The organism is Kangiella sp. HZ709 (assembly GCF_009674675.1).
Lineage (GTDB): Bacteria > Pseudomonadota > Gammaproteobacteria > Enterobacterales > Kangiellaceae > Kangiella.
This window is the reverse complement of the sequence record NZ_WKJC01000002.1, coordinates 53,411-65,670: the sequence shown is the minus strand read 5'-3', so window position 1 is coordinate 65,670 and position 12,260 is coordinate 53,411. Positions and strand designations below refer to the sequence as shown.

Below are 12,260 nucleotides of genomic sequence, written 5' to 3'. Positions count from 1 at the left end.
GCGTAGCTGGCTTTTTATTGTCGCTTAATTACTTTGGCAAAATCACATTATCAATGACGTGGATAATACCATTGCTAGCTTTAACATCAGTAGCAACGACGTTAGCATTATCGACTTTAACACCACCATTACTAACTTTAATATCAACACTCTGACCATTAACAGTTTTTGCGCTCGATAATTTCACAACATCTTTTGCTTTAACTTTCCCCGCTACTACATGGTAAGTTAAGATAGCAGTGAGTTTATCTTTATTCTCAGGCTTTAATAGCTCTTCTACAGTACCTTCAGGTAACTTAGCAAAAGCCTCGTCTGTTGGTGCGAAAACAGTAAATGGACCTTTGCCTTGTAAGGTGTCTACTAACCCTGCAGCGCCTAATGCCGCAGCTAAGGTTTTAAAGTTTCCATTTTCAACCGCAGTAGTGACAATATCTTTGCTCTGTTCTTTATACTTGTGTGTACCGCCTGCAAATGATGCACTTGCAAATACTAATGACGTCATTAAAACAGCTAATGACAATAATTTTTTAAAACTAGATTGAGTTAAGTTATTCATGGTTTGCTCCTCTATTAAAATAACAAAACCATCAAAACATTAGTCCAGTAGAGTTTTTATGAAAAAATAGTGAAATAAATGTGGATCATTAAAAAAAATTTTATTTAATCAGTATTAATATTTCCTAATAAAATTAATTAACCAGGATTTCGTCTTTCGAGCATGAAGAGGTCACAACTCTTGCAAGTTTTTAATTGCTGCGGGGTTTTATTCCGATAACATTCGGTATAGGCCAAGAATAATTGTTATCATCATCTTCTACAAATCCAGTTTCGAAACTTCCATAGAGTTCAACTTCTTTCTGGTTATCTCGGTAATATAATTGAGCCTCCGGACCTCCTTCTAGGTGCTGAGCAGCAACCAAATCAATATTAAGAGAAAGTAGCTCATTATTAAAATCATGCATACTAAAAGGTGTGCGACTAAAAATAAAAAGTGCATTGCCATTGGCGTCAATACCAAGCGCTGCTTCGCTCCATTTTTTATTTTGCTGTGACCAACGGTTTTCACCTTTGCTTTTAATTAGTCTCAAGTTTTGCACTATTGAGCTGTAGTTTGCTTTTATAGTATTAAAATCTGTACCTTCATGATCAAGATCGTAAATTTTGAACTTAGGTAGCCCTTCTTTTTTAGGATGAAACGCGGCTACAGACTGGTAGCGATTGACATGTTTATTATTGAAAGTATTTTCTTTAGCCATATAGCCTATATGAGTTTTATAATCTGTAGCGAACATGCCTGCATTGATAGCCGCTTTATAGCCAAGTGAGCGGCTCCACTCCTTGACAGTCTGATTTTTATTTTTAACATCCCAGCTGCTACCAGTTAATTCTAATTGCCAAAACTCAAGATTTATTCTCAAAATGGTAAACGTAGAGTCTGCAATTTTGCTTTGTTGTTTTGCTTTAAACGTTCCAAGCTCTAAACCTTTATCTAAAGGTGTCCACTCAGCACTTGCATTGTTGTTAACAACTAATAAAAAAAGAAACGGAATAATTCTTGTCATGTATACTTTTATAATTTATCTACGAATTGCTGGAATACTTGCTTATGACGGTCTAAATCTAAGTTCCCTGAAACAGCCACCCGAGCAATATAGTCTTTATCGGCCTCTTTAGTCGTACCTTGCGTGGATGTGGCTGGAATAGTCCAGTAACAGCCTTTCAACTGACCATAACTAACGCAATATTTACTTTCTTCTGGTATTTCAGTAATCATCATATTAATTAATTTGAGGTTTAAAGCTCTTTTGTAATATTCACGCTCTTCTGGGGTATCGCCTTTAGTAGGTAAGTCCAAAGAAAATACGGAAGGGGTAAATCCTTTTGCGGCTAATTCTTCAGAGACAAAATTGATTTTGGCCTCTGGTAATTTTTCTTCAATAAAATATACGAATTCGCGAGTGTTCTTATAAGCATCCGCAATGCGTTGATTCATTGATGGCATTTGTTCGGCCAGTATCTCCATTTGCAATGGCGTCGCTTGGTTATCACAAAGTGCTAAATGCAAACCAATTTTTTGCATTAAATGTTCAGCCTTTTTATTGGCAACGCAATAACCAGCAGTACATTTACCGCCACTTGGGAATTTCGAGCCGCTGATATAAGCAATAGTTTGAACGTTTGACAGAACATCTTCATCACCCAAAAAATGGTAATTAGGACAGAATGTTTGATCTAAAATAAATACTGGTGCAGTGGCAATCTCACCATTGGGTGTTTTGCGCTCTTGTGATAAAGCTTGTCTTAGCTTTTCTAAATCAGGAACTTCAACTCTTGGATTGGTAGGGATTTCTGTAATGATTAATGGCACTGCATCAGCTTGTGCAACTTGCGTTAGAATTTTCTCAACGCCTTGCACCATGTCATTACCCCCATCTACAGGTAAATCCAATACTTCAACATTATCTAAACAAGCAGCAACACGACGAGCTTGGTCATTGGTTCCGCCATAGCAGTTTGGTGGAACAATAATTTTAATGGCTTTATTTGGATGAGCCTGGAGCGCATCATGGATTAAGCCCATCAAAATAGCGTATTGAATGGATAAGCCGCTAGAAGCTACTAATGCATCAGTATTAACATTCGATATAGATTTAATGGTGCTAATAACAGAATTTTGATTTTGTTCCTTCTCAAAGCTTGTAGCAGAGTAGGGCTGTCCTGCTAACTGGTGCAATACCGCATTAGAATCCGCCGGCGTCATAGCAATGGATTCGCGACGACGCACATGCTGGATTTCAGCAACATAGTCATATGCTTTTGGACTAGTCACTAGAACAATACTGCCGAAAGCATCATGCAGATTGATAATGAAATCTGCTTTGTTTTCGAGATTAAAATTGCCTACATCTTCTTTAGACTCGATAAATATCGTTGAGCCTTCAAAGTCAGTTATATGCTCAGCGCTATTAACTTTTTTTAGTTCAAACTGATAGCCATAAATTTTACGAACAATATCAGCATCAAAGTGAGAAGGTAATGAGTCTTTATAACAAATCATTGTATTGATATTGGAAAGCAGGTTTTTGCGTAAAATCGCCAAAATAGGCATAGTCTGCGAAGCAAAACTAATGACATTGTTAGCGGCTAGATTATTTAACTTACCAATAGCCCATTCTAAAACGGAAGATAGCGGATGACCTAAACGAATATAATCATAAGCGGTTGGTAAATTGCTCAGCTCAGTCTCAGTTACAGAGCCATTGGCATACAAAGAATCAAGCTTTACCAGAAACTCTGATTTAGCCAGTTCCTCGTTATAAATATCTAGCCTGTGAGTCGTAAGTCTTAACCAGTCATTGGGCTGGTCTTTAAGCACTTCTGTAAGAAAATTTAGCATATTGGGGCTCATGTTTAGAATAATGAATGCTCTGTTTTGCGAATAGTTGCTAATATACCGCAACACTGGGAATAAATGTATGAGTGGGGGCGACTTTCTTTTGTTACAAGTTACTATCTAGAAAGCCCCATAAAGTAAGGCTTTTAGGCTTGTTTAGGTTGCTTAAAAATGGTTTAATGCGCGCCGAGATTGAGATAGCGCTAATTTATTGATTTGTGCTTATCAACTCGAAGAATTGTAACTTATTGATTTTTAATAAGATTGCTTAAATAAAACACACACAAATCGTCACATTGGTCGGGGTGCAAATCGTAAGATTTGTCGGCTTAATGGGGTTTGTGGAGGCTTAACCCGAAATTCGGAGAAAAATTATGTCTAAAGTTAGTATGCGTGACATGCTACAAGCGGGTGTGCACTTCGGTCACAAAACTCGTTTCTGGAACCCTCAAATGCGTCCATACATTTTCGGCGCTCGTAACAAGGTTCACATCATCAACTTGGAGCAAACTGTTCCAATGTTCAACGATGCACTTAATTACTTAGGTAAAATTGCGTCGAACAAAGGTAAAATTCTTTTTGTAGGAACAAAACGTGCAGCTGGCAGTATTGTTAAAGAAGAAGCGACTCGTGCGGGTCAGTTCTTTGTAGATAAGCGCTGGTTAGGCGGCATGTTAACGAACTACAAAACTATCCGCGGTTCTATTAACCGTTTAAAAGATCTTGAAAAGCAAGCTGAAGATGGCACTTTCGAGCGTTTAACGAAGAAGGAAGCTTTAATGCGTTCTCGTGAAATGACTAAGTTAGAAGCCTCTATCGGTGGAATCAAGAACATGGGCGGTCTTCCAGACGTATTATTCGTTGTAGATGCAGATCATGAAAACATCGCTATCGCAGAAGCAAACAAGATGGGTATTCCAGTAGTAGCAGTAGTTGATACTAATACTAACCCTAAAGGCGTTGATTACATCATCCCAGGTAACGATGATGCGATTCGTGCGATTCGTTTGTACTGTGGCGCTGTTGCTGATGCTGTTCTTGACGGCAAGCAAGCTTCTGCAACGACAGCTGATTCTTCTGAAGAATTCGTAGCTGCTGAATAATACGCAACTGCTGCAAAGCTCAATTACTTCGTTGTAAGTTAGTTCAAAATGCTCACTTACCATTATGGTAAGCTCCGCTTTTTCACTAACTTACGCCTCGTCCTTGAGCTTTTCGCAAGCTGCCTGGATGGTGCAACCATCCTCAATAAACCAAACTATTGAATTTCTGGCGAGTGACGCAATATAGAAGCCCTATATAAGTGTTATAGCCAAACCGGAGAAAATATCATGGCAATTACTGCTGCATTAGTTAAAGAATTACGTGAGCGCACTGGCGCTGGCATGATGGAGTGTAAAAAAGCTCTAGTTGAAACTAACGGTGACATTGAAGTTGCAATTGATAACATGCGTAAATCTGGCGCAGCTAAGGCTGCTAAGAAAGCGGGTCGTGTTGCGGCTGAAGGTGTTATCTTATCGCGCACTGCAAACGGCGTTGGTGTTTTAGTTGAAATCAACTCTGAAACTGACTTCGTTGCTCGTGACGAAAATTTCATGGGTTTCGCAAACGCGGTTGCCGATTTAGCATTAGAAAAAGGCATTACCGATGTTGCTACATTGAATGACACTGCAATGACTTCTGGTGAAACGGTTGAGACTGCCCGTGCAAACTTAGTTGCGAAAATCGGTGAGAACATCACGGTACGTCGTGTTACTAAAGTTGAAGGTGATAACCTTGCTGGTTACATCCACGGTGGTCGTATCGGCGTTATCGTTTCATTAGCTGGTGGTTCTGAAGAATTAGCAAAAGACGTTGCAATGCACGTTGCTGCTGCTAACCCTCAGTTCAACAAAGCTGATGACGTTGATCCTGCGGTAATCGAGAAAGAAAAATCAATCATCCGTGAATTACCTGACATGGCTGGCAAACCAGAAAACATCATCGAGAAGATGATTGGAGGTCGTATCAACAAGTTCATCGGTGAAATTACTCTTGAAGGTCAAGGGTTCATTAAAGATCCTTCAACTACAGTTGGTAAGCTAGTGAAAGCCGCTGGCGCTGACGTGGTTTCTTACACTCGTTTTGAGGTAGGTGAAGGCATCGAGAAGAAAGAAGAAGATTTTGCTGCTGAAGTTGCAGCTCAAATGGGTGCTTAATTCTTTTAAGAATACCGTTTGAACTTCTCTTTTGAGAAACGCAAGAAAAGCCGCAGCATCCAAAAATGCCGCGGCTTTTTTTTACTATTAAAAAAGTATTACTAAAGTATTTGGGGAAACTAATGAAACAATTAATTTCAGCTGTATTGCTAATTGTCGTCTTGTCGTCCTGTTCGTCATTAACGGTCGAAGATTGCGCTATGACCGATTGGCAAGCTCGTGGTTTTGACGAAGGCAAGCGAGGTTTCTCGTTAAAGCAATATGATGAATATGCACAAGAATGTAAAGAAATAGGTGGTGTTATTCCTCCTAAATCAAAATACACCACTGGTCATTACAAAGGTACTTTAGAGTTCTGTACGGCTACTAGCGGTTATGCTTTTGGTAAAAATGGTGGCTACTATAGACACAGCTGCCGAGAGTGGAATCTAAATCCAACAGACTTTCTGGACGGCTATAATGCTGGCAAAGAGATTTATGCCGCTGAGAAAAAGCTTGATGAAACGATTGAAGAACTCGAAGATCATCGAACTTCGATGGATGATGCTCAATACCAAATACGCTGGAACACCGATAAGCTAAGTGATCCAGAGCTCACGGAAAAAGACAGACGAACGGCGCAAATAGAAATAGAAAAACAAAGAAGCCGCTACGGTGACTTATATCGTTCAGAGCATTTATATGAAGAAGATATAGAAGAAGCCAAGCGCGATTTAGAGTATATAATTTTAAAGCATGAGCGTTTAAATTATTGCGACTATGAAGGCTGTTTTGAAAAATAAAAAAGCCGCTCAATGAGCGGTTTTTTTATCTAGGTTTTCAAATATCCCAAAGGCTTTTATTGTCAGCATGCCTTACTAGTAAGCAATTTAAGTAAGCTGCAATTAACGCTAATATTGTAGGATAGCTAGGTTCTACAAAGATCCAAAGTGCAACAGCTACCACTAAAAAAGAAAGCTCTATGGCGAGAGCAACTTTTCTACTCTGGACGCCGAAAAATAAAAATTTAAGCCATGTAGGCTGGCTTTGCCATTTTTCTGATTGTTTATCTATCACGGTGATTTCCTCTGTAAATTTAGAAATATCAGTTTCAAATACAGAGGCGAGACTCTTTAAAGTTTCAAGGCTGGCACTTTGACCACTTTCAACGCGCTGAATGGTTCGGATACTAAGCCCACTCATGGTTGCTAATTGTTCTTGTGACCAATTATTTTTTTGTCTTAATCGTTTAACTATCATTGTGATAAGGTCCCAACACTCTGTGAGGAAATCATGGCCTAATTATACCATTGGCGGTGACGAAAATGACCTGACAAAGGGACGACAGCCTTGAATTTATTAGTTTTATAGCGAATTAATAATTTTGGCGGTATTCATAAAAGCGGTAGGGTCCTCAATAAGTTTTAGCTGCTCTTCATTGGGTAGGCAGTTAGGCTCAGCATATTTGAGTAACTCTTTGTTTGAGTCACAATAAAGAACATCTAGCGAAAAGCGATCTAAGCCATAAAGTCCGCGGTGAATCATTTTGGCTGAGAAGATCAGTAAATCACCCGCTTTTAAGGGGATGGTTTTGCCAGTAGATAAGTTATGGTGACTTTTCTTACCATTTTGCTCCAAGCGCACATCCAGCTCTTCTTGAGTATCCCAGTTCATGTGAGAACCTGGAACTAACTCGATTCCGGGTTCGTCTTTTAGGGCAACTCTAAAGTGTAGAGCTTGCGGGCCGGATAAAGCCGCTTTTTGCTGCTCAAGATCCAAATCATACTGGATGTCTCTATGCCAATAATTTTTTTGCTCAGGATTTACCGGATTAAAGAATAGCTGAGTATTCATAAAGGCAGGATCTTTAGGAATAATAGAGTAAACCTGCTCCATTAATTGGTTGGATCCAATAAACTGGAGTAGAGAGATTCTTTGTTCTTCGTTTAGGTGTTTTTGACTAGTGAGGTAAGCAGAATTAATAGCCCTTTCTTCGTAGAAACCTATATTAGCTTCAACCCAGGAATGATGAAAAATCTCAGTAATTAAGCTCAACCTATTAATTTGACTATGATTTAGAAAGTGTTGCTTTACAAAGTAACCTGAATTCTTAAAGTCTAGATTCATTACAGCATGGCGCGATTAATAAAGTGCTTTGTTAACTGTATCAATGTTTTTGTATTTTACCTATTACTACGTTTTATAATGAATACTAAAGCGAATCAGAATGAATAAGTAGTGTGCTGTAGATTTAGTAGAGCTCTTCGTCGATTAACTCAGGCAGATATGATTGCTCCAATTCCATAACCCAACTATAATCCATCCAATCAAATTATAAGGAGCCATCATGCCTGAACTTGCTTATCAACGAATTCTTTTAAAACTTAGCGGTGAAGCCTTACAGGGTGAGCAAGCTTTTGGTATCGCCCCGGCAATTTTGCAACAGATGGCTGATGAGATTAAGTCGGTGACGGCTATGGGCGTTGAAGTGGGCGTGGTGATTGGGGGCGGCAATATTTACCGCGGTCAGGCGCTATCTGAAGCCGGTATGAATCGTGTAACGGGCGATCATATGGGCATGTTAGCGACTGTAATGAATTCTTTAGCGCTTCAAGACTCGTTTGAGCGAAATAATATACCAGCGAAAGTATTATCCGCGATGCCAATCGACGGAGTGTGCGAAGGTTTTTCACGCCGAGGCGCTATTAATGCGCTTGAAAAGGGTAAGGTTGTTATCTTCTGCGCCGGAACCGGTAACCCTTTCTTTACTACGGATACAGCGGCTTGTTTGCGTGGGATTGAGATTGAAGCAGACCTAATCTTAAAGGCAACTAAGGTTGATGGTGTTTATAACGCTGACCCAGCAAAAGATCCCGATGCAGTGAAATATGACCAGTTAAGCTATAAAGAAGCGCTAGAAAAGGAATTGGCGGTGATGGATTTAACTGCGTTTCATTTAGCCCGCGATCACCAAAAGAATATTCGAGTATTCAATATGACTAAGTCGGGTGCTTTGAAAGATGTGGTTACTGGCGGTTCTGAAGGGACGCTTGTTCATCCATAACATAGGTTCGTCGTAAGGCAGCAATAAATCATTATTTTACTTAGAATTTAAGCCAATTTAGGGCATAATATGCGCCTTACTCTAGTATGCAAGATGCCGTCTAGAGCCCAGAAATAACAGAATTAGAGATATTTAGGAGTTTGCCGTGATAAACGAGATTCACCAAGACGCTGATGAGCGTATGGATAAAAGCCTTGAGTCATTAAAAATGGCTTTAACCAAAATCCGTACAGGCCGTGCACACCCCAGTTTATTAGAGCATTTGATGGTGCCTTATTATGGTGCTGATACTCCTATCAGCCAAGTAGCGAGCATTTCGGTTCAAGAGGGCCGGACCTTGGTATTGCAAATCTTTGATAAAGGCGCGATTGAAGCAACTGAAAAGGCGATTTTGAAGTCAGACTTAGGCTTAACGCCCAATGTTGCAGGCCAAGTTATCCGTATTACTTTACCACCATTGAACGAAGAACGTCGTCGCGAACTCACTAAAGTGGTCGGTGGTGAAGCGGAAAATGCCAAAGTGGCTATTCGTAATATTCGTCGTGATGCTAATTCGACTTTGAAAGAGTTGGAGAAAGAGAAAGAAATCTCTGAAGATGAGTTGCGTGCGGCTGAGTCGAATATCCAATCTTTGACTGACGATATGATTGTTAAAGTTGATGCGATGGCGGCGGAGAAAGAGAAAGAGTTGATGGAAATATAATTAAAGCGAATTTTTCGTTTTAATTATCGTATTGCCGCGGGAAACTGCGGCTTTATTGTATTTATAAGATAACGAATATTAAGTCATGAGCGAGATTGAACCTAACATTCCTGCAAACCTAAAGCATATTGCTATCATTATGGATGGTAATGGTCGCTGGGCGCAAAAGCGTGGCAAGAAGCGCGTGATGGGCCATAAAGCAGGGATGGAACGCGCTCGTGAAATGGCGGAATATTGTGGTGAGCAAGGAATAAGTGTTTTAACGCTATTTGCTTTCTCCAGCGAAAATTGGAAACGGCCACAAGACGAAGTCAGTTTCCTGATGGATTTATTCGCCACTAGCTTAAAAAACGAATCTAAAAAATTGCATAAAAACAATGTAAAGCTTGTGGTTATTGGTGATAAAGCGGGCTTTGATAAACGGTTACAAAAAGCTATTGATAATGCAGAAGAACTGACTAAAGATAATCATGGTTTACTTCTGCAAATAGCAGCCAATTATGGCGGTCATTGGGATATCACTCAAGCGGCCAACCAGTGTCTTATGGATGGAATTGGAAAGATTACTGAAGATGACATTAGTAAGCGTCTTGTGACAGCAGATGTTACGGATGTTGATTTAATGATCAGAACTGGTGGTGAGCAACGTATAAGTAATTTCTTATTATGGCAAACTGCTTATTCTGAGTTGTATTTTAGTGATGCCTTGTGGCCAGATTTTGATAGCAAAGAATTAGAAGTCGCTATTAGCGATTTCGCAAAAAGACAAAGACGCTTCGGGCAAACAGGCGAACAAATAGGATAGATGAGGATAAGAAGGGTATATGTTTAAACAAAGAGTTATTACGGCGTTACTATTATTGCCATTGGCAGCTTTGCTTTTATTTTATCCGACGTTAGAGATATTCTCTTTTATTTTGATCCCAATTTTCGGATTGCTAGCTTGGGAATGGTCTAAGCTATTAGAAACTAAGTATGCCGTAGTTCAGTATGGTTTTATTGCGGGTGCTTTGGCTATCGTAGGTTTCTTCTGTTATCAATTATTTAATATGGGTTTCTATGAAACTCCAAACCATATTTTAATGCAAAAAGCAGGTTTGGGATTATTAAACCTCTATCCTTTTAAAGCTTTGATGGTGGCAGCATTGATCTGGGTATTAGCCTTTGTTTTGGTGTTAATGTTTCCTAAAGGCAGTAGGCTTTGGACTCGTGGCGCAGCATTAAGAATGTTATTTGGTTGGGTGATGTTAGCTGCTGCCTGGTTAGCGATAGTCTTAATTCGTTCTAGCCAATATGAAATTGATACCAACTATGGCGGCTTTCTATTATTGCTCATGTTTTTTGTTATTTGGGGTGCTGATGTCGGTGCTTATTTAGCAGGAAAAACTTTTGGCAAAAACAAATTAGCTCCGGTGGTTAGTCCTAATAAAACTTGGGAAGGTTTTTTTGGTGGCTTAATCACTTCTTTTTTAGTGGCATGGGCGCTTGGCACCTATATGGGTTTACCGTTACCTCTGAAATATTTCATTCCTTTTGTGCTCATCCTGGGTATCGTATCTGTTATTGGTGATCTATTTGTTTCTATGTTGAAACGCCAAGCAAAAATTAAAGATACCAGCAATATTTTACCTGGCCATGGCGGCCTGCTTGACCGTTTGGATAGTACCTTATCAGTAGCCCCCTTTTTTGTGGTTTTACTATTGTGGCTTAAAGGCGGTTTTTAAGTTTTATGACTTCTAGTAAAGAGCAAATTACCATCCTTGGCGCAACAGGCTCTATAGGTATTAACACTTTAGATGTAATTTCTCGACATCCGGAAAAATATCAAACTTTTGCCTTAACAGCACATCGTAATGTGGATCTGCTGTCCGAGCAATGTTTACAATTTAAGCCACGATATGCAGTTATAACCGATGAAAGCAAAGCTGAGCAGTTAAAGGTAACGCTTGCTAGCTATAACTCTAATACGCAAGTTCTATCTGCAACTGAAGATTTGTCTGTAGTGGCAAGTCATAGTGATGTAGATACTGTGATGGCTGCAATTGTTGGTGCCGCTGGTTTGTTACCAACGTTAGCAGCTGTTGAAGCGAGTAAAAAAGTCTTGCTTGCCAATAAAGAAGCTCTTGTTATGTCCGGCTCTATCTTTATGCAAGCGGTAAAAGAATCGGGCTCTACTTTATTACCGATTGACAGTGAGCATAATGCAATATTTCAATCTTTACCTGAGCACTTTGTTGCACAAGGGATCCGCTCTTGCGGGATTGAAAACATTGTCCTTACTGGCTCAGGCGGTCCGTTTTTAAATAAGCCGCTAGATGATTTCTCTTCAATCACTCAGGAAGAAGCCTGTGCTCATCCAAATTGGGATATGGGAAGAAAGATTTCCGTTGACTCTGCCACTATGATGAATAAGGGATTGGAGTTAATCGAAGCTTGTTGGATGTTTGACGTAAAACCTTCGGATATTGAAGTGATTTTGCACCCGCAAAGTATTATTCACTCGATGGTTCGTTATAAAGATGGCTCAGTAATTTCGCAAATGGGCAATCCCGATATGCGCACGCCGATTGCTCATGCCCTAGCATTTCCTGAACGAGTTGATGCTGGTGTTGCGCCATTAGACTTTATGAGCATTAGCCAATTAACCTTTGATAAACCTTGCTTCAAACGTTTCCCGTGTTTGAAATTAGCCATTGATGCCATGAAAGCTGGCGGCAATATGCCTGCGACCTTGAATGCGGCTAATGAAATTGCGGTGGAAGCATTTTTGCAAGAAGAGATCGGCTTTACACAAATCGCGGAAGTGATTCAGCAAACGTTAAGCCAAACTGGCTATGCTGAAATAGCGGATTTAAGAGCTGTTTTGGCGGCTGATTTATCTGCACGGCAATTAACTACTCAAATAATTAGTGAGTTATAACT

At 39.8% G+C, this 12,260-nt stretch carries 13 protein-coding genes; 8 read left to right on the top strand and 5 right to left on the bottom strand.

The features are described from left to right. Window positions 1-28: 28 nt before the first annotated feature. The 3 genes from GJS41_RS09265 to GJS41_RS09255 all read right to left on the bottom strand — a co-directional run bounded on the left by GJS41_RS09265 (window position 29) and on the right by GJS41_RS09255 (window position 3,397). The gene (locus GJS41_RS09265) at window positions 29-556 is read right to left on the bottom strand and encodes a fasciclin domain-containing protein (RefSeq protein WP_227551319.1); all 528 of its coding nucleotides are present in this window, start codon (window positions 554-556) and stop codon (window positions 29-31) included. Between the two features lie 190 nt (window positions 557-746). Further along, the gene (locus GJS41_RS09260; protein ID WP_154247091.1) at window positions 747-1,562 is read right to left on the bottom strand and encodes a phosphodiester glycosidase family protein; all 816 of its coding nucleotides are present in this window, start codon (window positions 1,560-1,562) and stop codon (window positions 747-749) included. Between the two features lie 8 nt (window positions 1,563-1,570). Further along, complete coding sequence (locus tag GJS41_RS09255) at window positions 1,571-3,397, bottom strand: PLP-dependent transferase (protein WP_227551318.1); 1,827 nt, start codon at window positions 3,395-3,397, stop codon at window positions 1,571-1,573. 371 nt (window positions 3,398-3,768) lie between these two features. On the opposite strand from GJS41_RS09255, the gene rpsB reads away from it, so the two are divergent. The 3 genes from rpsB (at window position 3,769) to GJS41_RS09240 (ending at window position 6,374) form a co-directional block, all read left to right on the top strand. Beyond that, entirely contained in the window at window positions 3,769-4,497 is a 729-nt protein-coding gene (rpsB, locus tag GJS41_RS09250) for a 30S ribosomal protein S2 (protein ID WP_154247088.1), read from the top strand. A gap of 228 nt (window positions 4,498-4,725) precedes the next feature. Beyond that, window positions 4,726-5,592: a translation elongation factor Ts gene (gene tsf / locus GJS41_RS09245; protein ID WP_154247086.1), complete on the top strand. Its 867-nt coding sequence runs from the start codon at window positions 4,726-4,728 to the stop codon at window positions 5,590-5,592. A 122-nt stretch (window positions 5,593-5,714) separates the two neighbouring features. Continuing rightward, window positions 5,715-6,374, top strand: a complete 660-nt coding sequence (locus tag GJS41_RS09240; protein ID WP_195758379.1) for a DUF2799 domain-containing protein — start codon at window positions 5,715-5,717, stop codon at window positions 6,372-6,374. Window positions 6,375-6,411: 37 nt separating this feature from the next. Here GJS41_RS09240 and GJS41_RS09235 read toward each other — a convergent pair whose 3' ends face one another. Then, complete coding sequence (locus GJS41_RS09235) at window positions 6,412-6,774, bottom strand: helix-turn-helix domain-containing protein (protein WP_370515709.1); 363 nt, start codon at window positions 6,772-6,774, stop codon at window positions 6,412-6,414. Between the two features lie 162 nt (window positions 6,775-6,936). After that, entirely contained in the window at window positions 6,937-7,698 is a 762-nt protein-coding gene (locus GJS41_RS09230) for a phytanoyl-CoA dioxygenase family protein (protein ID WP_154247082.1), read from the bottom strand. Between the two features lie 220 nt (window positions 7,699-7,918). Here GJS41_RS09230 and pyrH point away from each other — a divergent pair, with 220 nt between their 5' ends. The 5 genes from pyrH (at window position 7,919) to ispC (ending at window position 12,258) form a co-directional block, all read left to right on the top strand. Then, window positions 7,919-8,635, top strand: coding sequence for a UMP kinase (gene pyrH, locus GJS41_RS09225; RefSeq protein ID WP_154247081.1), 717 nt, complete (start codon window positions 7,919-7,921; stop codon window positions 8,633-8,635). A gap of 145 nt (window positions 8,636-8,780) precedes the next feature. After that, window positions 8,781-9,338 carry a ribosome recycling factor gene (gene frr / locus GJS41_RS09220; protein WP_370515685.1) on the top strand — a complete coding sequence of 186 codons (558 nt, stop codon included), beginning with the start codon at window positions 8,781-8,783 and terminating at the stop codon, window positions 9,336-9,338. Between the two features lie 85 nt (window positions 9,339-9,423). Next, a complete protein-coding gene (uppS, locus tag GJS41_RS09215) occupies window positions 9,424-10,143 on the top strand; it encodes a polyprenyl diphosphate synthase (RefSeq protein WP_154247080.1) in 720 nt (239 codons plus the stop codon). 19 nt (window positions 10,144-10,162) lie between these two features. Then, on the top strand, window positions 10,163-11,062 hold the full coding sequence (locus tag GJS41_RS09210; protein ID WP_154247079.1) for a phosphatidate cytidylyltransferase: 900 nt from the start codon (window positions 10,163-10,165) through the stop codon (window positions 11,060-11,062). A gap of 5 nt (window positions 11,063-11,067) precedes the next feature. Further along, a complete protein-coding gene (ispC, locus tag GJS41_RS09205; protein ID WP_154247078.1) occupies window positions 11,068-12,258 on the top strand; it encodes a 1-deoxy-D-xylulose-5-phosphate reductoisomerase in 1,191 nt (396 codons plus the stop codon). The last annotated feature ends 2 nt before the right edge of the window (window positions 12,259-12,260 follow it).